Source organism: Aquella oligotrophica (assembly GCF_002892535.1).
Classification (GTDB): Bacteria; Pseudomonadota; Gammaproteobacteria; order Burkholderiales; family UBA11063; genus Aquella; species Aquella oligotrophica.
In genome coordinates, this window is record NZ_CP024847.1 from 1608242 (window position 1) to 1634060 (window position 25819).

The following is a 25819-nucleotide window of genomic DNA, read 5'->3' on the forward strand; positions in this document are numbered from 1 at the left end:
TTTAGAAATTATATTTTAAGCCAGCACCAAATACATTAACATTACCCCAAGAATCACCAATAAATGGCATCATTCCATAATCCTCTACCACTAACTGAAGCTGATTAGTAAGCTTTAGTTCACCTCCCAATGCGAGATAAAGACCTGTATTGACACCTACATTTGGAGCAGTAAACTGCCATGAAGAAACAGCATCAGTTTGTGATAAACCAACACCCAAACCACCTTTTATATAAACATTAAAGATATCACTAAATGGTAGTGACCCCTTAGCTGCCACATCAAAAAAAGACTGATTTTGCCCATAGGTGCCACTTTGATAGCTATTTCCAGGATACTGTGCTGCAACGCCATTAATCCAAGTTGCTCCAACTTCAGTCGCAAAAAAACGATTGAATTGATAGCCACCATTTATAGTAAGTGCTAATGATCCAGTCCACCAGTTTTGAACATTGGCATAACCAACATTCGCAGATACATAAGCCCCTTCGGGTTCACCATCTGCATTGGAGACATAAGTAATAAAGGAAAGAACAACACCAGCAAATAACTTTTTAAGCATAACCAACCAGAATAAAATTATCTAACCCGTGATTTTACCAAGATCTCACATATAGTAGGAATTTATTTAAAACCAGTATATTTAACTCTATACTAGCAAAAAGCTTTTAATTATCCACCAATTGCAGATTCTGAACACTTATAGGCATTACCCAAATTCGTTACATTAGTTTGATTCATACTACCACCATAGCTACTCCAACTACCTGTTTGTCCTGCTTTATTGGTAAGTAGCTGAACATAGTTTGCACCAATTTCACCAGCCTTATTTTTAAGATCATTCATTGCACCTTCTTCAAGGTTTTTATTTGATGTCCAATCTCCGGTAAAGAAATTACCCTGATTACCAACGACCTGACCAACATATTTGCAACCAGTCGGAGCTGGGTTTGGCGAAACTATAACCTTACTTCCGCTAGGAGTTACCTCAATTGAAGAACAAGCAGTTATTAGCATGATTACTCCAGTAGAGATAATAAATTTCCTCATAAAATTCCCCTTATAAAAACATCTTAGAATATACCAAAAATCTTCCGTCGCTTAGGTTTAACAGGCTCTGACTGACGCTCTAATGTTGCTGTCTGGTGGCGATATTGATTTTCGGATGTGCTTGTTGGCATAACCGGATTAGATGATTTAACCTGCGCCGATGGAGATTGTAACGAATTATTAACTGGAGTTGCTCCGCTTGCGCTCACGGCTGGTGGTGCTACTGGCTCACTACGTACAACATTACTTGGTTTTGTGGAACTAACTTTATTTAATGATTCCAATTTCTCTTTAAGTTCTCTGTTTTCTTTCAATAGGGTTTTTAATTCATTTGCAGCAAGTAAGGTATTATATTTTTTTTCCCATTGAACTGATTCTTCACTTAATTTCTTTATTTCCTGCTTATGCTTATCCAGCTCAGAAGTATCCAGCTTTTGCTCTAATAAAAGGGTTGTGCTATCAAATTTATTCCGTAACCAGCTATAATCTTCAGACTGCTTCTCAAGCTGGCGTTGCAATTGAACCACCTGATATTCAAGGTTTTCAATTTTCTGCTGTTTTAATGCAAGTTCAACTTCACTGTTACCAGAATTTACTGCCTTTGCTTTGGCGTTAGGGAAAACTCTTAAAAACTCGGATAATTCAATAGATTTTACTCCATCTTCAACCTTAATACTTATAACACCAGAATCTATATATTGCTGAACAAATACGTCTTCGGATAACCCAGACATATTCGAAGCTTCATTAATAGACAAATAGTTTTGCATCCATATACCTTTTTTTATATAAACAACTATTTAGCTTGTCATTATAACCGATTAACCCTGCGTTTGCTACAAAATTTCACTAGCAATAATGCTTTTGAAAATTAATAAAAAGAAATATGCAGGGTTAAATTTTATTAATATGAACTATGCTAATAAAACCATTCAATCAATTAACTTTAATTCACTATCAAGCCATGACTGCTGTTCTTCATTAAGAAGTGGGCGAACCTTTTCTCTAATTTGTTGATAGTAACTATTAATTTGCTCAACTTCAACTTTATCAAGTAAATCAAGATTTATTAGTTTTTTACAGTAAGGAACCAATGTCAAGTCTTCAAACCCGTAGAATGGTCCATATTCTGAATTCTTTGCGGCAGATATCTCATGAATCAGACATAAATTCTCAATACGAATACCATATTCACCGTCAAGATATAAACCTGGTTCATTACTAACTATCATTCCAGGAATTAGTGGGACACCTGATAATGCCTGAGAAATTTTCTGTGGACCCTCATGAACACAGAGAAAGCTGCCTACACCATGACCAGTTCCATGGCGATAATTCAGATATTCATTCCAGAGTGCTTGCCTTGCCAAAACATCCAAATGTTCACCACATGTACCATATGGGAATATCGCACGAGCTAATGCTAAATGCCCTTTTAATACCAAAGTATAATGGCGGCGTTGCGTTTCAGTAGGCACACCTAAATGTAGCGTTCGGGTTATATCTGTAGTACCCTCCAAATATTGACCCCCAGAATCAATTAGATATAGGGTTGAATCGTTAATTACCTTACTGGTTTCAGGCGTAGCTCGGTAATGAATAATTGCTCCATTACTGGCAAAACCACTAATTGTTGAGAAGCTTGAACCCTTTAAATCTGGCTGTTGTGACCGAAAATCAGCAAGCATCTCAGCTGCGCTAATTTCATCTACACCACTTTTCCAATTTTGCTCAAGCCATACAAAAAAATTAATAACTGCCGCCGCATCTTTAATATGAGCTTTTCGCGCCCCCTCTTTTTCAGTCTCATTTTTGCATGCTTTTGCAGCAACTATCGGTGAACGAGATAGTTTAACTTTAGCATTAATCGAGGCTTCTTTTAGCATCCAATAAGTAGCAGTTTTTTCATCTAGCCAAACTACTCCTTTAAGCGCAGACACTGTTTTACCAAAATCATTATATTCGGCTAATTTAACACCAGCTCCTGTAAGTATTGATAATAACTCATGACCAATTTTTTCTCTATCAACAAAAAGAATGGCTTCATTTCTGCCAACAAGCGCATAACTGATAACAAGTGGATTATAGTCAATATCTGCACCACGAATATTAAAAAGCCATGCAATTTCATCCAATACATTTAAGGCAATATAATCCACATCAGCCTCTGCTAATTTATTTCTTAGCCATTGTAAGCGTTGGGTTAATGAGATCCCTGTATACATCTCGGCAAGGTGAAATGCTGGAGCCGAAGGCAAGCTAGCATGCTCTCCTAGATCAAGCTTTGCCTTATCCACTAGATTTTCTTCAAGAACGACCATCTCTCCAGAAATTGAAGACATGATTTTTTCAAATTTATTCGCGCGTTCAATCCCCACAAGCCTTGGGTCAATTCCTAAACGTTTGCCCTTACCATTATCAGCTAACCATTGCTCAGTTTCAGGAGTAAACCCTGATTGTTTCATCAAACTATAATGGTTTGCATCTAATTGCTGATTTGCTTGTAAAAAATAACGCCCATCAGTCCAAAGATATGCATGCTCCATCGTCACCATAACTTCACCCGCAGAACCATCAAAGCCACTAATCCATGGACGACGTTGCCAGCATTCTGGAACATATTCGCTATTATGAGCATCAATTGATGGAATCAGGTATATATCGAGTTTATGTTCACTCATATGTTTGCGTAATGCCTGTAGTCTGCCTGCGATATTCATAAACTTCTCCAAAAAAACAAAATAATTTTGAAATACAAACTCAATAATCTACTTATTAATATAAAATCTTACAATCAACACCAAAGCAATTTATTATTTCATACCCAATGCTGGAAATGCTGATGCAACTCCCTGAAGAATAAACTGCACGCCTAATGCCAAAGTAAATAATCCAACAACTTTAATCAGGACGTTCATTCCAAGTTTACCAAGTAAATCAAGTAACCGCGTTGAATATCTAAAAATCACATAAATCATTACAGTTGAAACCAATATAGCCAAGATCAGCATAGCTAGAGCATACCAATCACGACCAATTTCATCTGCGAAAATAATAATTGTCGAAATAGTACCAGCACCAGTAGTCAGAGGGATTGCAACAGGTATGATTACCTGAGGAATTATTTTTGAATACGAGTCAGGATGATGGTTTATCTTATCATTGGTATCTAGTGGCTGAGAATTAAGCATATTCATTCCTGAAACACCTAATAAAACCCCTCCAGCAATACGGAATGCTTCAATTGAAATACCAAAAAACTCTAAAATTCCCTGTCCAGCAATTAAGGCTGTCATCATCACAATAAGTGAAGTGAGTGTAGCAATCTTGCATAGTCTATGCTGCTGACGAAGAGATAACCCTCGACATATTTGCAAAAAAGGTCCAATGGCTGGGAAATTATTGGCAACAGCAAAAATTCCAATAAGAAAATGCTGAAACGTTAGATTATAATTAATTTGCATTTTTTATTTTCTTAACTGATTTTTCATTTCAGTAATAACTTTAGCATAATCCGGACTATTAAATATTGCGCTACCTGCGACAAAAGCATTTGCTCCGGCTGTACCTATTTCAGCAATATTATCAATTTTAACACCGCCATCAACTTCAAGTATTATATCTCTTCCAGTTTTATTCAGATATATACGTGTATCCTTGATTTTATCCAAAATTGAAGGAATAAAAGCCTGCCCACCAAAGCCCGGATTTACAGACATTAATAAAACCAGATCAAGTTTATCAATAACATAATCAAGATAACTTAATGGTGTTGCAGGATTAAGAACTAGCCCCGCTTTAAGTCCAAAGCTTTTTATAAGACTCAAGCTGCGATCTACGTGTAAACTAGCTTCAGGGTGAAAAGTAATAATATCCGCACCAGCTTTGGCAAACTCTTCAATCATGCTATCAACCGGGCTAACCATAAGGTGCACATCAATCGGAGTATCTTTGCAATAGGGTTTAATTGCCTTACATACCATCGGTCCAATAGTCAAATTTGGCACATAATGATTATCCATTACATCAAAATGAATCCAGTCCGCACCAGCATCAATAACGTTAGTAATTTCTTCACCAAGTTTGGCAAAATCTGCAGATAAAATACTGGGAGCAATGATGTTATGATGTTGCATATGAACCTTTTAAATTAAATAACGATAATACAGTGAAAATTTATAGAGTATATGAGCAGTTAGACCCCAGATAATATCTTCTTCGAAAGTTATCAGCTTATTATGCTTAATATTCGGGTATTTGGGGTTAACCTTAAACTTTTCCGGTTGAAGATTACTAAGCGGTAGCATAATCAGTTTTTCTACTTCATCTGGGTTAAAACCAGCTACTTTACCAGACAAACTTGCCACTACTGGATAAACTACTTGGCTTGAAACAATGCTACATTCGGGCAACATACAAAGCTTGGCTTCTATATTACCACTAAAATTAACTTCTTCATTGAATTCACGCAACGCGGTCAAAACCATATCACGATTATCTGTTATTTCCGATTGTCCACCAGGCAGACAAATATGTCCGGTAAAAGATTTAAGGCTTGCTGCACGCTTAGTAAGGATAATATTTGAATCTATTATTCCCAATAATACGGCAGCAGGTTCTCTTAACATTATTTTGTTTTTTTGCTGGAAGATTGTGCTGTTGCAGAGGCTGGAAGCGGCTTACCTTCAAGGATATTCAGCGCCCACATTAACTGGAAGTCATCATTTAAGTTGACCTGAGCCTGACTCTGATCAACAACTTTAGGTTGCTGCTTCAATTTCGCATTCATCTTAGCTTTAAGCTCAGCTTGGGTAGCAATTTGCTTTGTTGGGCGGATTACTGGTACCGACGAGTCTGTCTTAGCAGACTTAGTTTTACCATTATCAAGAGGATTATCAATATGTTTATCCAAACTAGCCTCTGACATATCCCAGCTTTTAAAAAGATCATCATATTCACTTTGAATAATAATATCTGGCTTGATGCCTTCAGCCTGAATTGAACGCCCTTTTGGCGTATAGTATAACGCAGTAGTAAGCTTAACAGCAGTATCGCTTGATAATGGAATTACTGTTTGTACTGAACCTTTACCAAAGGTTTTGGTGCCGAGAATTTTTGCACGCTTATAGTCTTGTAATGCTCCGGATACGATTTCAGACGCAGATGCAGTCCCCTGATTAACCAATACAACCATTGGTAGTGTCTTAAATACTGGTGGAACCGAATTTAACTTGGCTTCTTGAGTACCATCGATATCATAATCCGCAGGTTTTGCAAAAAATTTCTGCCTTGAGCTAGGTAAGCGTCCATCAGTATAAACAACAAGACTATCTTTTGGTAAAAATACCCCTGATACCCCAACTGCTGACTGCAATAGCCCACCTGGATCATCCCTTAAGTCTAGAACTATTCCTTTAAGGTTTGGATCTGCCTTATATAACTTATTCAAGGTATTAGCTAGTTCATTGGTAGTATCCGCCTGAAAATTAGTAATTCTTACATAACCATAATCAGGAGCTAGCATTGCTGACTTAACACTCTTAATCTGGATATTGGCTCGGGTAATAGTAAAACTAAGTGGCTTCAATTCACTTGCGCGAACAACACTTAATCTAACTTTAGTTCCTGCCTTACCACGCATACGTTTAATCGCATCATCCAGTGATAGTCCAGAAACTGGTGTATCATCAATTTTTACAATCAAATCACCACTTTTTATTCCGGCAACATATGCTGGAGTACCATAAATCGGTGCTACAACTTTAACCCCATCACCTTTATCGCGACTAACTTCAATACCAAGACCAGCAAATGAGCCAGCAGTCATTTCAGATAGTTGTTTAAAATCTTCAGCATCCAGATAGTCGGAATGAGGGTCCAAATTACTCAGCATGCCATTAATAGCACCTTTCATTAGTTTAGTGTCAGTAACACTTTCTACGTAATAGTTTTTGGCAATTGCATATACTCTAGCAAAGTTATTTACTTCATCAACAGGAATTGAGCCAGCCCTGCCACTAGACATTGGATAAGCATCACCATTATCATCCGCAGTAGCATAAATACTTATAGTTAAAAGTGAACCGCATACTGCTCCTAATACAAACTTACTAATAGTTTTTAATTTCATATTCTTTTAAGTCTTTAAAATGTGTCAACGTCTTCGTTTAGTTTATCAATTAATTCATAAATTTTCTCACGATTTTCTGTTCGGAGGATTTTATTTACAATCGGTGTTATTTCATTAATATCGGTACTTAGGATAATCTTTTTAATGCTAAGTATATTTGCCGAATACATTGAAAATTTGCGTAATCCCATTCCTAGCAAAAGTCTAGTAAGTTTTGGATTACCAGCCATTTCACCACAAATTGAAATCATTTTACCTGCCTTATTGGTGTTCGAGATCACGTGTCCAATTGTGCTAATCACCGCAGGATGTAATGGGTCATATAAATAACCCACTGATTCATCATTCCGATCAATTGCCAGCAAATACTGGATCAAATCATTGGTTCCAATTGAAACAAAATCAACCAGATTAAGGATGCTTTTAATAGCAATAGCAGCAGAAGGAATCTCTATCATTGCTCCAACTGCGATCCCCTCGTCAAATGGAATTCCTTCTTCGCGTAATTCATTCTTTGCATGCTCAAGCTGAGTAATTGCCTGCTTAAGCTCCCAAGCGGATGAAATCATTGGAAATAAAACCTGTATTTTACCATAGAATGAAGCACGTAAAATTGCTCTTAGCTGAGTTCGAAAAAACCCCTGTTCGGCAAGAAGTAGCCGGATACCTGTTAGTCCCAAAGCAGGATTTTCAGATTCACCATGTGTTGAATTCCAGATTGGATTTTTATCTGCACCTAAATCCGCGGTTCTAATCGTTACTGGCTTTTTTTTCATTTCACGAACAACGCGGCTATAAGCTTCAAACTGCTCATCTTCACTAGCTAAATTATTTTCACGCTGTAAAAACAGAAATTCGCTACGAAATAAGCCTATCCCAGCCGCATTGTTGTATTTAACTTCTTCAACATCGCTATCAATTTCAATATTTGCCAATATTTCAACTTTAGTCCCATCTTTGGTTAAAGTCTCTTCTTTCCTGATCGCTTTTAGCTTTTGACGGGATTCCTGCCACTCTTTTTTACGCTTGCGATATTCATTTAGTACCAGATTATCCGGATTAATGATTACAACGCCCTGAATACCATCAACAATAATGATCTCATCATCTCGAACTAGCTGGCGCGCTTCGGCAACCCCAACTACTGACGGAATGTCTAGATTACGTCCAATAATAGCCGTATGAGAAGTTAGACTTCCCAAATCATTGACAAAACCAGCAAAATTCGATTCCTTAAATTGCACCAGATCAGCAGGAGAAAGATCCCGAGTTACAAGAATCCCATGTTCTTCACGCCCTTGACTTTGCCAGTCAAACTTATTACCTTCAAGATTTTTGAAAATACGTTCCAGAACTTGTATTACATCATTTTTGCGCTCTTTTAGATAAGCATCTTCCATCTCATCAAACTGACTCGAAAGAAACTCTGCCTGCAACTTAATCGCCCATTCAGCATTGCAGGATTCGCGCTTAAGAATTTCTATTGGTGCTTGAGCTATCTGAGAGTCACCCAACATCATAATATTTAATGATAGGAATGCACCCAATTCAGCTGGTGCACCAATGGGAATTGTACCGCGAATCTGCTCCAATTCCTTACGAGTATTGCGCAATGCTTCTTCAAAGCGGCTAACCTCCGCATTTATTTCGGATTCTTCTAGCGTATGCTGAATTGCATCATCAATGCTTTTATCAAGAATGTATGCCTGTCCAATTGCAATACCGCCACCTAGCCCAATTCCATGTAAAGCAATACTCATTAACTAACCTTTACTCATTTTCACCGAAACGATCAGTAAAAAGCTGACAAATCTCTTCAAGAGCAGATTCTTCATCTTCACCACTACAGATAATACTAATCTGACTACCTTTAGATGCTGCCAACATCATTAGTGACATGATACTTTTTGCATTTGCTTTTCTTCCATTTCGTTCGATAAAGATCTCGGATCTGAAGGTATTTGCCAGCTGCACCAGCTTCGAGGATGCACGAGCATGCAAACCAAGCTTGTTTACTACTTCAATTTCTTTACTTATCATTTATCTACTTTCCGAAATATGAACTATTCCATTTACTCCACCATCAATTGATTTACTAACACAGTCAGCAAGAGTTCCTTTGGAATATGATATTGCCCGGATCAACATTGGCAGATTTAATCCGGTGATTAACTCAACTTTGCCAGACTTAATAAGCTTACTGGCAATATTACTGGGAGTAGCACCAAATACATCTGTGAGAATCAGAACTCCTTCTGCATTTGATAACTGCATCTTTACTATTTCTTGGGCTCGGGCAAGAATACTTTCGGTAGATTCAGCTTTTTTTACTGGCAAAACCACTAGATTCTCAACCCTTTTATTTATAATATGCTCAATACAGTAAGCAAAACTATTGGCTATTTCTGCATGAGATATGATCAGAATATTTATCATATAATCTATTGTTAACTAATTAATCTGGTAATGCCTTCAGCTACAAATTTAGCATTATTAGTCAGATATAACTGTTTAATATTTTTGTTAATATAAATGACTTGAGTGACACCAAGCTCATTTAATCGTGACTCGTTTACCAAAGCTTCATCTTTAAATTCAATGCGTACTCGGGTAATTGCCTGTAGCGCAGATGATTTTACATTATCTTTGCCACCAAGTGCAGCAATAATTTCCTTACAATCAATCAAGTTTTGGTTTTGTATTTCGGTTGTTGTAGTTAATTTTTCCTGCTCTATGCTTCGTGCAACTGGCGAGTCTGCTTCCTTAGCTATAATAGTTTTAGGTAATGATGGCAATACTTCTCGGATTTTACTTGCAATGATTTCTGCCTGTGGTCCTAAAATAATTTGTGCAGAATCTGGTCCTGGCGTAACAAAACCTTTTGCTCCTAGAGCTTTTAGTGCTGGTTTGTTAATTATTGATGAATCCTGTACTTTAAGTCGTAAGCGAGTGGTACATGCATCAACCACAATCAGATTTCCAGCTCCACCTAAAGCATTCACAAATTGTACTTCTGTACTTTCATCGCTAGCAATAAAAGTGGCAACATCGTTACCTTCTTCTGCTATTTCACGGCCAATAGTTGCCAGATTGAATTTTTTAATGAAAAATACTGCTAAAGTATAGTATAGGATAAACATTATAATACCAATAGCTAGGGCATATAATGGGTTAGCTGCTAATTTAAAGAATAAGACATAATCAATTGCACCTGCGGAAAACGAAAAGCCAAGTCTCACATGTAGGATATACATTAGAGCCATTGATACTCCAGTTAGTAGTGCATGTATTACATACAATACAGGTGCCAAAAATACAAATGAGTATTCAATTGGCTCGGTAACACCAGTTAAGAATGAGGTTAATGCCATAGATAATAATAGTCCGGCAACAGCTTTTTTATTTTCTTTAAATGCAGTTGTATACATTGCAAGACAGATAGCTGGTAAACCAAACATCATTATCGGGAAGAAACCAGCCATAAAGTAACCAGCAGTTGGATCTCCAGCCATGAATCTCGCAATATCACCATGAACGATTTGCCCTTGCGTGTTGGTAAAATCACCTAATTGAAACCAGAATAAGCTATTTAAAACATGATGTAGGCCAGTAACCAAAAAAATCCGGTTTAGCGTACCAAAAAGGAATAAACCTAAACTTCCAGATTCAGACATCCACAAGCTAAAAGTGTGTAATCCATTCTGAATTGGTGGCCAGATATAGCCAAGTATAATCCCTAATACAACCGCTAGGACACCCGTAATAATTGGCACAAAGCGCTTTCCACCAAAAAAAGCAAGGAATTCAGGTGTTTTAAAGTCTTTGAATTTATTATACATTGCCCCAGCAAGTGAACCAATCAAAATTCCACCTAATACTCCAGTATCAATATCCTTATTGATTACTTTTAGCATGGCTACCAAAATCAAATAGCCTACCGCACCAGCAAGACTTGAAGCACCGTGATTATCTTTGGCAAATCCAACCGCGACGCCAATTGCAAATAGTAATGGTAAATTAGCAAAAATGGCGTTACCAGCATCGGCAATTGCCTGAATATTAAGCAAATCTGGCTGCCCAAAGCGTAATAATAATCCGGCAACCGGAAGCATAGCTATTGGCAACATCAATGCGCGTCCAAGAGCCTGAACTGAACTAAATTTAAATTTCATTATTAACCCTTCTGGTTGGAACTAGTTAAACTGACTTTTTAGGTATTCACGGACTTCGATTGCGGTTGGCAAGCTTAGACAGTGTTCCGCAACTTCCTTGCATTTTGCGTAATTAAGATTACGAATAAAAGCTTTATTTTCCGGGATAGTACTAACTGTCATCGAAAGATTTTTTATTCCCAAGCCAATTAATACTGGAATGGCAAGTTTTTCTGACGCCATCAAACCGCATACCGATAAATTGGTATCATGTTTGGCAGCACCAATACTAGTCGCAGCAATAGCCGCAAGAACTGCCGGGTGTAGATGATCAACTTCTTTTGCCAGCTCAGTATGTTCACGATCAACCGCCATTACATATTGCGTCAAATCATTAGTACCGATTGACATAAAATCAACCTCTTTAGCAAATGCCTCACTAATAAAGGCAACTGAAGGTACCTCAACCATTATTCCTAACTGAATCTGGGTGTTTATGCCAAGATCAGCTTTAATTTCCTCAAAAATCTGCTTTACTGCTCGATATTCGGTCAGTTTAGAAATCATTGGGATCATAACCTTTATGTTTTCGGCTTTAGTTTTCAGAATTGCTCTTAACTGGGTTTTGAATAATTCTCGGTTAGCTAAACATAATCTAACACCACGAACTCCAAGCATTGGATTTTCCTCATGCATTTGAGTTATATAAGGGATTTTTTTGTCTCCACCAGCATCTAGAGTACGGATTACTAGTGTTTTACCAGCTAAAACATGATTTATATCTGAGTATTCATTAAATTGCATTTCTTCACTTGGAGCTTCTTTAGTTTCAAGAAACATAAATTCGGTTCTAAATAGACCAACACCTTCAGCACCATTTGCTGCCGCAATTCGTGCTTCATCGATATTACCAATATTTGCAAGACAATTTATCTGGACGCCATCAGTTGTTACTGCTGGTACTTGTGCTGCTTCTCTAGCAATTTGAAGCGCTTCGATGCGGCGATTTACTTCTCCTTTTGCTTGGTTAAGCTCTTCAGGTGTTGGTTTAACATTTAATATCGCAGTATTAATGGTATCCAAAACTACATTTTGTTCCGACTCTTGCAATATTTCCTTTGCAACTCCAACTAGTAGAGGCATTCCGCGCGTACGTGCGAGAATTGAAACATGTGAGGTAACTCCACCGCGAACACTAACTAGCCCTTTAACTTTATCACTCATGGCAATCACTTGTGATGGCGTAAAGTCCTCTGCAACAAGGATGACTTCTTCGGTAAATTCAGCAACCTTTTTGCTCTCATTGCCACATAAAATAGTTAAAACTCGGTCACGAACATCGATTAAATCATTCTGCCGCTCAATTAGTAACTGGTTGCCTGTTGCCAACAGTGCCTTACAGGATTCAGCTGTTGCCTTGTCCCAACCGTAAGCCGCAGATTGTCCATTGGTAATCAAATTTTTTGCTTGAGTAATTAATTCAGGATCAGTTAGAATCATTAAATGAGCACTAAGGATATTCTTGTGCGCAATATCAAATTCGCTAAGGTCTTTGATTTCATTTTCTAATTCAGCTACTAAAGAATGAATAGTTTTATCAAGTTTTACTAATTGTTCAGCTTCATCAGCGGCAAATCTTTCATACTCAAACTGTATGCCTGTTTGTCTAACGAGTCTTGCAACCGCAAGCCCACTTGAGGCAACAACACCATGATATTTACCATTTTCAACTTTATTATCTTCTTCACCAGAGTTTGGATCAGCAATTGGATTTTCACTTTCATCATCATGTAAATTTTTTATAGCATCTGTTAATTCGGCAATGATTTTGACGCCGTTAATACCTTTAACCAAAAATTGGATTTGATCTTTATGCTGAACTGATAAGCTAAGTAATGATACTACGCTCTTTACATTTCCGCTTTGTTCGCCTTTTATCATCAAGATCTCATTATCTGGATATTTACGGGCAATTGAATTCAGCAAAGCAGCTGGTCTTGCATGGATCCCGTGTGAATTTGTAATTGTAATTAGATCGGATTCAAGTGTAACTTGAGGACTAGTATTTTGTACTTCACTAATTGCTGTAGTGTGATTACCTAATTTTACAGTCAAAATCGGTTTACTTAGATCAGTGATTGCATCATGAGGCAAAATTTCAATTTGAATCTTCTTCTCTTCAATGTCGGTTACGAGAACTGGCGTTATCAGTGCTACAACATTGGCTGCAATATAATCCATGTCAAAAACTGTAAGTAAATCTCCAGTTTTTACATGATCTCCCTCATTAACAATAACATCAAATCCGGTTCCGCCTAAAGAAACTGTCTCTAAACCAATATGTATTAAAATGTCAAAACCTGCTTCAGATTCAATTGTTATCGCATGTTTTGCACGGTGAATGGATTTAATTTTTCCATCAATTGGAGCGTAAAGGGCATTATCAAATGGATCAATAGCAAAGCCATCGCCGACCATTTTTTCGGCAAAAACAGGATCCGGAACTTTATCTAGATCAATAAAGGCTCCTTTAAGAGGGGGGAATACACTGACTTGCTGAACCATATAATTCCTTTAATAAACTTAATGATTTTTGTCCCATAGTGTAGCATAAACCTTAATCTTTCGAGTAGTTGCGGCGCAGCAAAAGAGTGTACAAAGTTTAGACTATATGCACTATAATAACGGAGGAATTAGAAATGATGAAAGTTTAAATAATGGCTGATGTGCAAAATTGTTTTGATATGGTGCTTTTTGGTGGTACTGGAGATTTAGTTAAACGTAAACTGCTGCCTGCTTTATACAACGCATTTGTAGATGAAAATATCAATTCGGAAGCCAGATTTTTTTGTGTTGGTAGATCGGCTATGACTGATCAAGAATATTCAGACATGGCGTATAAATTTGCGACAGAAGCAAAAAATACAATCTCCGCTGAAAGCTGGCGCGAATTTAGTAAGCACATTCGCTATTTGCAAATGGATGCGAATAATAGCGAAACATTTAATAAACTTCCTGAAGTACTGGATAAAACACGAACTAATATATTTTACCTATCAACATCGCCGGAATTATTTAAGCCTATCTGCTCCAATATTGCCAAGGTTGGGATGAATCATTCAAATTCAAGGATAGTTTTGGAAAAACCACTTGGGCATGATTTGAAATCATCAAATGATATTAATGATTATGTTGCCCAGTATTTCAAAGAAGATCAGATTTATCGGATTGATCACTATCTTGGAAAAGAATCGGTACAGAATTTAATGGCAATTCGTTTTGGAAATACTCTATTTGAAGCATTATGGCGGCGGCAGTGGGTTAGCAGTGTACAAATTACGATTGCTGAGGATCTTGGCGTTGGTTCACGCGGAGATTTTTATGAACAAACTGGTGCATTACGTGATATGCTACAAAATCACTTGTTACAGTTATTGTGTATCGTAGCAATGGAGCCACCATCATCATTGGAAGCTGATGTTATTCGCGATGAAAAGCTAAAAGTTTTGCGTTCATTAAAACCACTAACGGAAGATGATGTGGTAAAAAATGTGATTAAGGGACAATATAAATCTGGGGCAATCAATGGCTCTCCGGTAAAGGGTTATTTAGAGGAAGAAAAAGTTTCTCCAAATAGTATTACCGAAACATTCGTAGCCGTTAAGGCAGAAATTCAAAATTGGCGCTGGGCAGAAGTCCCATTTTATTTGCGCACTGGCAAACGGATGCAAGAAAAAGTTGCCGAAATTGTTATCCAATTTAAAGATATTCCCGTAAAAATTTTCCCAACTGCTGGTGGAAATTTTGCTAATCGTTTAATTATTCGTTTACAGCCCGATGAAACAGTTAAATTATACTTCCTTGCTAAGCAGCCCGGTGATACCAACCGTTTGCAACCAGTATATCTGGATCTGAATTTTAATGAAATGTTCCAAGCACGGCGTACTGATGGATATGAAAGATTATTGCTTGATGTTATTCGTGGTAAATTAACTTTATTCGTCCGTCGGGATGAGCAGATCGCAGCTTGGAAATGGGTAGAGCCAATACTTGATACTTGGCGAGAACTAAAAATACCACCAAAACAGTATACTGCTGGAAGCTGGGGACCTGCTAGTTCTTCAGCCCTTCTTGCAAGGGACGGTTTATATTGGCACGAAGAAATAGCATAAGGAAAAACAATGAAAATAAATAAACTTATTGCGTTTAGCCTCAGTTCTATTGTTGCAAGCCTGATAACAGGATGCTCAATGTTTGCAAAGCAACAAGAGTCAACGCCACTTCCTCCACAAAATATAAATATGAATAAGGGTGCCGCTCCAGCAGCAGCTAATCCTTCAGCAAATAAATCTGCAAAAATTGAAAGTAATAATTATACTGAATCGCAAAGTCAGTATAAACGTAGACAAATAGTAGAAGATCGAGGACCGGGTGGCGCGGTAAATAAAATTACCGTAGATAACGCAGGTAATGTTCCTGACTATGTCCTTTACCCTACAGACCAAACTCAGTATAATACGAATGATAATCCAGATCGCTTATCTGTGCCTAATTGGCAGATTAACTGGTAATACTACTAAATATTAATTCATTGTATTCATTTATTGTATAATATTACCCGCATCTTAAATCAGGAAAAGTGGCTGAGTGGTTGAAAGTACTCCGTTGGAAGCGGAGCATACGGCAACGTATCGCGGGTTCGAATCCCGCCTTTTCCGCCATAGGTAAAATATAGCAAAAGGAATCCCGACAACAGATTCCTGACCAAACCCCATATTATGTCCATATGAGGCTTTTTATTGCCTTACAGCACATTTTCAATAAAAGAAAAAGCAGATGTTTGATAAAATTGGCAGCATCTAACCCATTATCTATTCAAGGTGTAACTAAAAATGTCTCAATATACTCCTGCTTGGCCTCATTCAGATATAAAACAAGTTTTCCCCGATATTTTTTATGTTACTGGTACTAATATTACGCAATATGACGGAATAACTTTACAGCATAGCCGTAATATGACAATTATAAGAAATCAGGACAAGCTTTCGCTGGTAAATACCATCAGACTAACTGAAGATGGTTTGAAACAGTTAGCTTCGCTCGGCAAAATTGAAAATGTTATCAGAATAGGTAGTTTTCATGGACGCGACGATGCTTTTTACATTGATAAGCATGATGCAAAATTATGGGCATTACCCGGTATGGAGCATGCCAATGGTCGGGAGGCTGATTATGATCTAACACCTGATGGATTAAAGCCATTTAATAATTGTGAAGTAGTTACGTTTAACTCTTCCAGATTCCCGGAAGCAGTTCTACGTATTAATCAAAATGATGGAATATTAATAACTTGCGATAGCATCAAAAACTGGTTAGGTAAAGATGAGTTTTTTAATGATTCTACCGCAGTACTTTATGAAGCACAAAAACTCTTTGGAACTGCTGCTATCAATAAAATATGGCTAGAGGCGACTCAGGTAGAAAAATCTGAGCTACTCGCTTTGGGAAAACTAAAATTTCGCCATTTATTAAGCGCTCATGGAGAACCATTAATAAATGATGCTTATGATTACGTAATTAGGACTTTATCTAGCTTTAGGTAACAATGGGTATAAATAAGATGGGAAGCCAGCGAAAAACTATCCTCTTTCCTGATGCTGTACAGAAAAAACTACAAGGATTAGGTTTATTTACTTAACAGGTATAGTTAATACCGGAACATTTGGCTGATATTCACCTATTAAAAGAGAATAAACTAGACGAAGAAAAACCATCGTTGATTTAGAATACTCATCATCATTAGCGACATAGTACCATTTTGATTGATATTTTATTTTTAGAAGGGCTTCACTAGGTTCACTATTGCTCACATGAATATCAATTAAGCCATTGGTTATATCATGCAAGTTCGACACACCGCCGTTTTGATTGGTAAATCTGGTTTTTACGCCATATTTCTGATTGTCTGATTCACTAGCCTCGACCCCTTTGGATAAGAACTGAAGGATATTAAAATATGAACGTGTTTGGATTCGGATTATATTTTCCTTATCATTATCATGTTTCAGGACAAACATTGTAAAAAGTATTGTTTTATAAGGTCGCTTGAGGTGTAATAATGTTGCAACTTTTGTTGCAGCACTATCATTGTTCATATATAGAAGCATTGCTGGTTTATCATCATAATTTGTCATTTCAATGTTTACATCATCATTATCAACAAGAGTTTCGAGAGTTTTTGCAAAAGTATTGAATTCCTGATAATCAGGTAATTTGCTTGTTTTAGTATTCCTGATATTACTCGCATTATCAAGAACACCAACTTGATCAATAGTGAGACGCAAAACGGTGCTGATACCCAAGGAGCGTTCTAACAAAAATAACTTTTTCATATCAATTGGGCTTAATAATGCCGAAACAAATTTACTTCCCTGAACGGGTGAATAAGTAACCACCGGGCTTATGGTATAAGCAGCTATTGGAGCAACACTCCAAAAAGGAGTACCTCCTGCCGTAGTCGATGGTGATTGAAAAAGTCTGGTTTCATTGTTATCTATTCCGGTTTTTAGTGAGCTTTGTGAAGTAACACTATCAACCCCAACGAAATATGGACTATAACCATAATGTACTCTGACGATATTCATTAAAAACTGTGAATCCTCACTATTTGCAAGTGATTCATTGTAATCATTACGGCTTTTTTCAATTTGTGCAAGATAGGCTGTTGAACACCCATTGATTGCAAAAGCCAATATGAATAATAAAAACTTTTTATTTTTCATCAGTTATCATTCCCAGAGTAATTTAAAAAACTATTAGCTAACGAGCAGAAATTTTTCCAATTATATATTTAAAAAGACCGCCCGAAGGCGGTTGAGGAAGGTTGCCAATATGGATTATTGACAAACATGAAAAACTGTTTAAAAACGCTAGTAGCCAGTAAACTAAAATAAGGCACTGTAAAATTTGTGAGTAATAAATTTTAGATTTTGACATTAATAGATACTAAATTTTTATGAATACCCGGATTATATTCTACCTTCCAATAAGCTTAAAACCTGAAAATAGTACCCCCCAATAAATTATCGTGAAAAATGCATAGTGTCAATAATCAAAAACTTTTATCACCTAATTATTTAAGCATAAATATTTTTACATTAGATAGTGTCGTCAATTAACTAAATATTTGATAAAATCAGAAAAATTAATTTTAACCGGAGTCAAAAATGTCAGAGTTGCAACATAGTCAGTAATACTTGACTATAACTCTTTCGATAGATCTTGGTGGTAAAGCTTATTAATTGTTGCACGAATATCTCGCATTCGACATTCCTCTAGAGTAAAGAGAGCTAAAACCGCATCATCAATGCCTTCAAGGCGGCGTTTATGTTTCTGGATGATTAATAATACTCAAATTCAGAGTCGTGATCACGCGGAACATTAATCGCTAGATCTCCGCTATTAGTTCTGATTGTTTTACCAGTATAGCCATTACGACGATTGCGGGAAACTTCAACAGGTTCTTCTGACGACTCTGGTTGCGGTATTGATAAATGATGCTCTATTTCTCCTGAAAGAGCACTTTCAATAATTCGACTTCTTCAGCCTTGAATCATCACATTTGAGCGAATAGATTTAATTTATCTTGAGTAAAGTAAGGTTTCTGCCATTTTGTACTGCCCCATTAATTAACGTTAGTTTAACCAATATCAGGCTTGAGCACAAAATTTATGACATATTGAAAAGTTGTCCATTTTTATGGACAACTTTTTTATTAAAAATGGTAGATAATAACTCCTGAAGAAAATAACTCAATTTATAGATATAACCGTAAGGTTGTCTATTTTACGATTAATATAAGCTTTCACCCTAAATCTAAGCCCACACTGTAATACCGTGTTTCATTTTCAGTTCCTTCACACCTAAAGCCGATTCTGCCTAGTGGCTTTAGGTGATCTTTTTCAAATCACTACATTTGCTAATTCAATACTATCTAATATGATAAAATCCACAGATAAATAACCAGAAACAAGAATAGCATGCAGACAAACTATAACTTCAATAAACTATGTAAAATATTAATCCTAATCGCAATCTGTATCACCTGTTATGGGCTAATTTTTCCAGTTACCAGTGCATCATTTAGCCCTTGGTATGGTAGCATTGCCAAAAATATAGCTTTAAGCAATAATTGGACTGACCTAGTTCTTAGTAATCAGGATTGGTTAGATAAACCGCATTTCCCATTTTGGGCAGCTGCTTTATCATTTAAAATTTTCGGGATTAACTCCTTTGGCTATGTACTTCCTGGTTTAGTATTTCATTTAATCGGTGCTTTATACACTTACAAACTAGCCAACTACCTATATAAAAATGAATCGGTTGCTCTACTCTCAACACTTATTTATTTAACTATACTCCATCTATTACTTTCAGCTATTGATGTGCGAGCTGAAGCATATCTCTTAGGGCAAATAATGCCAGCAGTTTATTACTGGCTACAATATGACGAAAAATTTACTCTTAAATCATTACTATTGGGCGCATTATTTACAGGTCTGGCATTAATGACTAAGGGAATTTTTGTCATTATAACTATTGTTAGTGGTTTATTTTGCTTATGGGTTTACCAAAAACGATTAATAAATATAATCCATCCCAAATGGCTTTTTGCGTTACTTTTATCTTTTGCCTTTGCTCTACCTGAAGTTTGGGCTTTATATCAGCAATTTGATTTACATCCTGAAAAAGTAGTTTTTGGTCATACTCACGTCTCGGGTGTGCGCTGGTTTTTTATTGATAGCCAATTTGGACGCTTTTTTGGGACAGGCCCAATAGCTACGACTAACCCACCACCACTACATCAACTATTTTTCATTCATACTTTCTTGTGGGCATTTTTACCGTGGACGGTACTCTTTCCGGTAGCAATTTATTACTCAACTCGTTACTTTAAAAAAGATTCACAGCAAAATAGAAATAATACGGTGATTCTCCTTGGCTATTTTTTTATTAGCTTTATAATGTTTAGTGTTACCTCATTTCAGGTTGATCATTATACCAATATTATTTTCCCATTTGCCGCAATAATGTCAGCAAAGATAATGCTTGATTTTGCGAATAGGAATCATAAAATTTATCCAATCCAACAAGGTTTGGGTATTTTAATGCTTGGTTTACTGGCAATATTGATTGGGCTATTATTTAATGGTCTGATTCTTGCTGGCTTTATCCTAATCGAACTGATAGTAATAGCATTTCTAATAAAAGAATGGGGGCAGCCACCAATAATAAAAGCAATCTTAATTCCATTTGCGGCAATTTTAATGGTATTCATGTTTGCAATGACGGTAAATGGTTATCTCTATCATAAATATGATACGGGTTTTCTGGCGAGTGAAATCACTAGCCAACACCCTGAGATTCCAGTAGTTGATTATATTACTGATTCACGGGCACTTGAATTTTATGCCAAAAATAAGTACTACAAGGTTAACGATCTAAAAGATACCTTAAATTTAGCAGAGTATTATTTGGTAGTTCCGGATAAAGAAATCGAAAAAGTCAAAGCATATAATTTGCCCAAAACAACAATTATTGCCCAAATACAAGGAAATCTTCCAGAAAAGATAATTCCACATTTGGGTAGTAGTGAAAAGCTTAAAGGCAACCTAGATACTTTTGATATTATTTTAGTACAAAATAACCAGAATGCTAAATAATATGCCACAAATTGCTATTGCACCAATGCTTGACTGGACTGATCGCCATTACCGTTATTTCATGCGTAAAATTAGTAAAAAAACTATTCTTTATACCGAAATGGTAGTTGCCGATGCAATCATTCATGGTGATCGTGATAAATTACTGGAGTTTAATCCAGAAGAACAGCATGTAGTACTTCAGCTTGGTGGCTCAAATCCGGAAAAACTCGCAACTAGCACCAAAATTGCCGTCGAATACGGTTATCAGGAAATCAATCTTAATTGCGGTTGTCCGTCTGATCGTGTTCAATCAGGAAAATTTGGTGCTTGCCTAATGAAAGAGCCAGAATTAGTAGCTGATTGTATAAAAGCAATGCAAGAAGTAGTTAGTATTCCGGTAACCGTAAAGCAAAGAATCGGACTTGATTACGATTATGACTATGATTATTGTGCTAAATTTGTCGAAACAATAGCTAATGCTGGTTGTAAATCATTCATCATTCATGCCAGAAATGCCGTATTAAAAGGACTTAGTCCCAAAGATAATCGCGAGATTCCGCCATTAAGATATGATTATGTCTATCAATTAAAGAAAGATTTTCCAGATTTAAATATTATGTTAAATGGTGGCATCAAAACTACTACGGATATGATTAATCATCTTGAACTAGTTGATGGTGTAATGCTTGGTCGTGAAGCTTACTATAATCCATACCTATTTGCCAATTTTGACAATCAGTTTTTTGCCGATAATAATCCTCTTAGAACACGAAAAGAAATTGCACTAGACATGATTTCTTACCTTGAAAATCATCTAGCTCAAGGTCATCGTCTCCATCATGTAACTAGACATATGATAGGTTTATATCATGGTTGTAAAAAAGCTAAACTCTGGCGACAGCAACTAACTACCAACATCATTAAAAGCAATAATATTAAAGATTATATCGATCTTCTTGGAATCATGGATGAGTAGTCATAATTTTACAGAAACACATCTAGCCAAATTCCGCGAAATTTGTGGTAATAATAATGTAGTTACTAAGCCTGAACTTATGTCAGCCCATCTGACAGATTGGCGTAAACGCTATTCTGGTAATGCAATCGCTATATTATTCCCAGAAAATACCTCGCAAATCGTAGCAATAATTAAATATTGCCAACATCAAAAAGTTGCCATAACGCCACAAGGCGGCAATACCTCAACCTGCGGAGCGGCAACACCACTAGCAAATCATACCGCCCCCCAGATAATAATAAATCTGGCACGAATGAATAAGGTTATTGAAGTAGATAGAGTAAATAGTTCAGTTACTATTGAAGCTGGTTGTACCCTACAAATGGTACAGGAAATCGCAGCAAGCCACAATCTATACTTCCCGCTAACCCTTGCCAGTCAGGGAACTTGTCAAATAGGTGGAAACCTTGCAACAAATGCAGGCGGAACTCAGGTTCTAAAATATGGAATGATGCGCGATCTGACGCTAGGGCTTGAAGTAGTTTTGCCAAATGGAAATATCATGCAAAATAATCATAAACTCCGGAAAAATAATACTTATCTTGACCTGAAACAGATCTTCATTGGTAGTGAAGGCACGCTCGGAATCATTACTCGTGCAACATTGAAGCTTTTTCCGCTACCAGTTAATTACCTAACCTTTATGCTGCCAGTAGAAAAATTAGTAACTGCCCTCACCTTACTGGAAAAATTAAAACATTATTATTTAAATAACGTCAGTGCTTTTGAAATAATTAAGGACGATAGCCAGAAACTTTACAATCAGCAATTTCCAGATGCAAAACTACCATTTACGGCAAACTGGCTACTACTTGCGGAACTAGAAATAAACGCTGATTTTAATCTGGATAATTTTATCAGCTTACTCGAAAGTATTGGTATAAATCCAGATGATGTCTTAATAGCCAGTAATGATAAACAACGTAGAGATTTATGGCTAATTCGTGAACATATTCCATTAGCCGAAAAAGCCTATGGCTATGCGGTTAAACATGATATTTCATTACCGCTTGGTAAAATCGAAGAGTTCCTCGCAACTAGTATGCCAAAACTAAGGAAAATTGAGGCAGATGGCTACTTTAGTATTTTTGGGCATCTTGGTGATGGCAATTTACATTATAATTTCGGTAAAAAAGGTGCAAGCCTAACTGACACTGAAGCATTAGAAGAACAGGTAAGCCAGATTGTTTATCAAGATGTGATTAATTTTGGTGGAAGCATTGCTGCCGAACACGGGATTGGAATTGCCAAAAAACAATGGTTTAAAAAGTATACTCCAGTAGAGAATTTGGAATTATTGCAAACACTAAAGAAACAGCTTGACCCATTGAACTTATTTAATCCAAGTAAAATTTTATAGAGGTCTTTATGAAAAAATTATTTTCAATATTCATTATTGCGCTATTAGCAAGCGCTTGTGCAAATATGAATGGTAGCTATAACAAGGATAATTCAGATAGTAATCAATCCAATAGTCCTCTAACCAGCTCAAGAGCAGCCAGCAGCAACTAGCGTCGCCCTCTGGCATCACAAGAACACTCACGACGATGGATACCACAGTAGCCACAAAATTTTTCATAGCCTTGGTAACGCTCCATAATACGTAAGCGCTTGATACCAGCTAAAGTGAGTTTATTGCCACAGTTACGGCAAAAATTATGACCAACTTTAGTATTTGGATTACATTCACGACATTGGGTAGTTGCCATAATATACTCCCTAAAAAATTTAATAAAAAACATAAGGGGTGGATTATAAATCAATTTTGGTAAGAGCCATCCTATTTTTTGCCAGTAATATAATATTAGTCTAATAACATTAAGTTCATATGAAGGAACTCAATCCATATAAAGCATTTTTGCGAGTAGCACTTTAATGATATAATATTGCGTTAATAAAAGCATATACATAAATTTAAAGTCTCCAAATAACTAGTAATACGAGGAATCATGGAACAAATTTCAATAATATCATTAATTACTAACGCATCAATTCCGGTACAGATAGTTATGGCTATCTTGGCAGTATTTTCCATCGTATCATGGGGAATAATTTTTAGCAAATGGACTTCTCTTGCGCGTGCCAAAATGGAAACAAATAAATTTATAAAACAATATCAGAACAGTAATAGCATTACTAACTTATATAATGCCATCAGTGTGCAAAATAATCGGGTAACTACCGGGCAAATGTTTTTTGCTGGGCTTAGCGAATATAATAAAGTAAGTAAAAGTGGCATAACCAATAAAGATGCAATTACTGCGAATATTGAGCGTGCATTGAGTGCAACTATTGATGAAGAACTAAATAGCTACGAAAAGAGTTTGTCAACACTGGCAACTTTTGGTTCGGTCAGCCCATATATTGGGCTTTTGGGTACTGTTTGGGGAATCATGCATGCTTTTATCGGATTAAGTAATACAGGTCAGGCAACGCTAGCATCTGTAGCACCAGGTATTGCGGAAGCTCTTGTTGCTACTGCAATTGGTCTTTTTGTTGCGATTCCCGCATATATGGCATACAACAAATTCAGTGCAGATGTGAGTAATTTGGAAAAACGCATGTACCGTTTTGGTGATGAATTTCTAAATTTGATTAATCGTAAACTTTCTGCTAGCAACAGCAACTCTCAGGATATGTAATGAGCTTTTCTCAGGCTGAAATTGATAAATTCAATAATTTGGCACATGAATGGTGGAATCCAGATGGGCAATTCAAAACACTACATCAGATAAACCCGGCACGAGTTGAATTTATCAAGAATAACTCACTGCTAACAAATAATCGACTGATAGATGTTGGCTGTGGTGGTGGTATTTTATCCGAAGCTTTAGCAGCTAATGGCGCTATTGTTGATGCAATCGACCTTGCACCACAATCGATTGAAATTGCCAAATTGCATCTTTATGAGAGTAATCAGCAAGTTAATTATGAATGTATCGAAATTAGTGCAAAGGCAGAAATAGCCGCAGAAAGCTACGATGTTCTGACATGTATGGAAATGCTTGAGCACGTACCAGATCCAGATTATATAATTGCCAATTGCGCAAAACTGTTAAAGTCTGGCGGAGTTGCCTTTTTCTCTACATTAAATCGTAATTATAAAAGCTATACCCTAGGAATTCTTGCGGCTGAATATTTGTTAAAGCTAGTACCAACTGGAACACACGATTATAGCAAATTCATCAAACCATCTGAATTACGACAACTACTAAATAAGAACGGTTTTGAAATTATAGCTTTAAAAGGGATAAACTATAACCCATTAACAGAGGATTTTAGTTTAAGTAACGATACTTCAATAAATTATCTGGTAGCCTGCAAAAAAACATGCTAAACATAAGTAAATCTGTAATAACCCCTTATACACCAGCTCAAATGTACGCACTAGTTAGCGATGTAGCCAACTACAAAAATTATTTACCTTGGTGTCCCAGCTCCGAAATACTAAAAACCGATGGAAATAAGATCATTGGTCGTGTCGATATATCATATCTTAAAGTTAAAGCTCATTTTACTACTGAAAATATAAACACACAAAATGAACGTATTGATATGAACCTTGTTGATGGACCATTTAAGCAACTTCATGGGCACTGGAAATTTATTCCCTTAGGTGAAAATGGTTGCAAAATAGAGTTCAAACTGGATTACAAATTTAGTAATATCATCATTGAAAAATTAATTGGCGCTGTATTCGAACTGGTTATCAAAAATATTGTGGATAGTTTTGTAAAAAAAGCTCATGAAATATATCGGAAGTAGC

General features: G+C 36.5%; 26 protein-coding genes and 1 tRNA gene. 11 read left to right on the forward strand and 16 right to left on the reverse strand.

Going from position 1 to position 25819, the window contains the following annotated elements; genetic code table 11:
- Nucleotide 1: 1 nt before the first annotated feature.
- The 13 genes from CUN60_RS07405 to ptsP (CUN60_RS07465) all read right to left on the reverse strand — a co-directional run bounded on the left by CUN60_RS07405 (nt 2) and on the right by ptsP (CUN60_RS07465) (nt 13896).
- Complete coding sequence (locus CUN60_RS07405; protein ID WP_102951429.1) at nt 2-562, reverse strand: outer membrane beta-barrel protein; 561 nt, start codon at nt 560-562, stop codon at nt 2-4.
- A gap of 110 nt (nt 563-672) precedes the next feature.
- Nucleotides 673-1050: a DUF4156 domain-containing protein gene (locus CUN60_RS07410; protein WP_102951430.1), complete on the reverse strand. Its 378-nt coding sequence runs from the start codon at nt 1048-1050 to the stop codon at nt 673-675.
- 23 nt (nt 1051-1073) lie between these two features.
- Nucleotides 1074-1820 carry a hypothetical protein gene (locus tag CUN60_RS07415; RefSeq protein ID WP_102951431.1) on the reverse strand — a complete coding sequence of 249 codons (747 nt, stop codon included), beginning with the start codon at nt 1818-1820 and terminating at the stop codon, nt 1074-1076.
- Between the two features lie 162 nt (nt 1821-1982).
- On the reverse strand, nt 1983-3770 hold the full coding sequence (locus tag CUN60_RS07420) for an aminopeptidase P family protein (RefSeq protein WP_102951432.1): 1788 nt from the start codon (nt 3768-3770) through the stop codon (nt 1983-1985).
- A gap of 93 nt (nt 3771-3863) precedes the next feature.
- Nucleotides 3864-4514: a MarC family protein gene (locus CUN60_RS07425; protein WP_102951433.1), complete on the reverse strand. Its 651-nt coding sequence runs from the start codon at nt 4512-4514 to the stop codon at nt 3864-3866.
- 3 nt (nt 4515-4517) lie between these two features.
- Complete coding sequence (gene rpe / locus CUN60_RS07430) at nt 4518-5186, reverse strand: ribulose-phosphate 3-epimerase (protein WP_102951434.1); 669 nt, start codon at nt 5184-5186, stop codon at nt 4518-4520.
- A 9-nt stretch (nt 5187-5195) separates the two neighbouring features.
- Complete coding sequence (locus CUN60_RS07435; RefSeq protein ID WP_102951435.1) at nt 5196-5678, reverse strand: NUDIX hydrolase; 483 nt, start codon at nt 5676-5678, stop codon at nt 5196-5198.
- Complete coding sequence (locus tag CUN60_RS07440; protein WP_102951436.1) at nt 5678-7180, reverse strand: S41 family peptidase; 1503 nt, start codon at nt 7178-7180, stop codon at nt 5678-5680. The genes CUN60_RS07435 and CUN60_RS07440 overlap by 1 nt, the downstream gene beginning before the upstream one ends.
- A gap of 14 nt (nt 7181-7194) precedes the next feature.
- Nucleotides 7195-8940, reverse strand: a complete 1746-nt coding sequence (ptsP, locus tag CUN60_RS07445) for a phosphoenolpyruvate--protein phosphotransferase (protein WP_102951437.1) — start codon at nt 8938-8940, stop codon at nt 7195-7197.
- Nucleotides 8941-8950: 10 nt separating this feature from the next.
- Nucleotides 8951-9220 (reverse strand): HPr family phosphocarrier protein, encoded by a 270-nt coding sequence (locus CUN60_RS07450; protein WP_102951438.1) that lies wholly within the window; start codon nt 9218-9220, stop codon nt 8951-8953.
- Nucleotides 9221-9616, reverse strand: a complete 396-nt coding sequence (locus tag CUN60_RS07455; RefSeq protein WP_102951439.1) for a PTS sugar transporter subunit IIA — start codon at nt 9614-9616, stop codon at nt 9221-9223.
- Nucleotides 9617-9627: 11 nt separating this feature from the next.
- A complete protein-coding gene (gene nagE, locus CUN60_RS07460; protein WP_102951440.1) occupies nt 9628-11352 on the reverse strand; it encodes an N-acetylglucosamine-specific PTS transporter subunit IIBC in 1725 nt (574 codons plus the stop codon).
- A 21-nt stretch (nt 11353-11373) separates the two neighbouring features.
- Nucleotides 11374-13896, reverse strand: coding sequence for a phosphoenolpyruvate--protein phosphotransferase (gene ptsP, locus CUN60_RS07465; protein ID WP_102951441.1), 2523 nt, complete (start codon nt 13894-13896; stop codon nt 11374-11376).
- Nucleotides 13897-14048: 152 nt separating this feature from the next.
- Here ptsP (CUN60_RS07465) and zwf point away from each other — a divergent pair, with 152 nt between their 5' ends.
- The 4 genes from zwf (at nt 14049) to CUN60_RS07485 (ending at nt 16934) form a co-directional block, all read left to right on the forward strand.
- Nucleotides 14049-15503: a glucose-6-phosphate dehydrogenase gene (gene zwf / locus CUN60_RS07470; protein WP_102951442.1), complete on the forward strand. Its 1455-nt coding sequence runs from the start codon at nt 14049-14051 to the stop codon at nt 15501-15503.
- Between the two features lie 9 nt (nt 15504-15512).
- Nucleotides 15513-15902: a hypothetical protein gene (locus CUN60_RS07475; protein ID WP_102951443.1), complete on the forward strand. Its 390-nt coding sequence runs from the start codon at nt 15513-15515 to the stop codon at nt 15900-15902.
- Nucleotides 15903-15964: 62 nt separating this feature from the next.
- Nucleotides 15965-16052: transfer RNA gene (locus CUN60_RS07480), tRNA-Ser, on the forward strand.
- A gap of 171 nt (nt 16053-16223) precedes the next feature.
- Nucleotides 16224-16934: a hypothetical protein gene (locus CUN60_RS07485; RefSeq protein WP_102951444.1), complete on the forward strand. Its 711-nt coding sequence runs from the start codon at nt 16224-16226 to the stop codon at nt 16932-16934.
- A gap of 87 nt (nt 16935-17021) precedes the next feature.
- Here CUN60_RS07485 and CUN60_RS07490 read toward each other — a convergent pair whose 3' ends face one another.
- The gene (locus CUN60_RS07490) at nt 17022-18113 is read right to left on the reverse strand and encodes a hypothetical protein (protein ID WP_102951445.1); all 1092 of its coding nucleotides are present in this window, start codon (nt 18111-18113) and stop codon (nt 17022-17024) included.
- 618 nt (nt 18114-18731) lie between these two features.
- Nucleotides 18732-18923, reverse strand: a complete 192-nt coding sequence (locus CUN60_RS13450; RefSeq protein WP_158649431.1) for a transposase — start codon at nt 18921-18923, stop codon at nt 18732-18734.
- Nucleotides 18924-19370: 447 nt separating this feature from the next.
- On the opposite strand from CUN60_RS13450, the gene CUN60_RS07495 reads away from it, so the two are divergent.
- From CUN60_RS07495 to CUN60_RS12940, 4 genes are read left to right on the forward strand one after another with little or no spacing between them, the layout of a single operon-like run.
- Nucleotides 19371-21053, forward strand: a complete 1683-nt coding sequence (locus CUN60_RS07495; RefSeq protein WP_102951446.1) for an ArnT family glycosyltransferase — start codon at nt 19371-19373, stop codon at nt 21051-21053.
- Nucleotides 21043-22011, forward strand: coding sequence for a tRNA dihydrouridine(20/20a) synthase DusA (gene dusA / locus CUN60_RS07500; RefSeq protein WP_102951447.1), 969 nt, complete (start codon nt 21043-21045; stop codon nt 22009-22011). Before CUN60_RS07495 ends, dusA begins: the two co-directional genes overlap by 11 nt.
- On the forward strand, nt 22004-23413 hold the full coding sequence (locus CUN60_RS07505; protein WP_102951448.1) for an FAD-binding oxidoreductase: 1410 nt from the start codon (nt 22004-22006) through the stop codon (nt 23411-23413). The genes dusA and CUN60_RS07505 overlap by 8 nt, the downstream gene beginning before the upstream one ends.
- Nucleotides 23414-23421: 8 nt before the next feature.
- Entirely contained in the window at nt 23422-23565 is a 144-nt protein-coding gene (locus tag CUN60_RS12940) for a hypothetical protein (protein WP_158649340.1), read from the forward strand.
- Here CUN60_RS12940 and CUN60_RS07510 read toward each other — a convergent pair.
- A complete protein-coding gene (locus CUN60_RS07510; RefSeq protein WP_102951449.1) occupies nt 23562-23762 on the reverse strand; it encodes a hypothetical protein in 201 nt (66 codons plus the stop codon). The genes CUN60_RS12940 and CUN60_RS07510 overlap by 4 nt on opposite strands.
- A gap of 240 nt (nt 23763-24002) precedes the next feature.
- Here CUN60_RS07510 and tolQ point away from each other — a divergent pair, with 240 nt between their 5' ends.
- From tolQ to CUN60_RS07525, 3 genes are read left to right on the forward strand one after another with little or no spacing between them, the layout of a single operon-like run.
- Nucleotides 24003-24695, forward strand: a complete 693-nt coding sequence (tolQ, locus tag CUN60_RS07515) for a protein TolQ (RefSeq protein WP_102951450.1) — start codon at nt 24003-24005, stop codon at nt 24693-24695.
- On the forward strand, nt 24695-25390 hold the full coding sequence (gene ubiG / locus CUN60_RS07520) for a bifunctional 2-polyprenyl-6-hydroxyphenol methylase/3-demethylubiquinol 3-O-methyltransferase UbiG (RefSeq protein WP_102951451.1): 696 nt from the start codon (nt 24695-24697) through the stop codon (nt 25388-25390). The genes tolQ and ubiG overlap by 1 nt, the downstream gene beginning before the upstream one ends.
- Nucleotides 25384-25818: a type II toxin-antitoxin system RatA family toxin gene (locus CUN60_RS07525; RefSeq protein ID WP_102951452.1), complete on the forward strand. Its 435-nt coding sequence runs from the start codon at nt 25384-25386 to the stop codon at nt 25816-25818. The genes ubiG and CUN60_RS07525 overlap by 7 nt, the downstream gene beginning before the upstream one ends.
- Nucleotide 25819 lies beyond the last annotated feature (1 nt).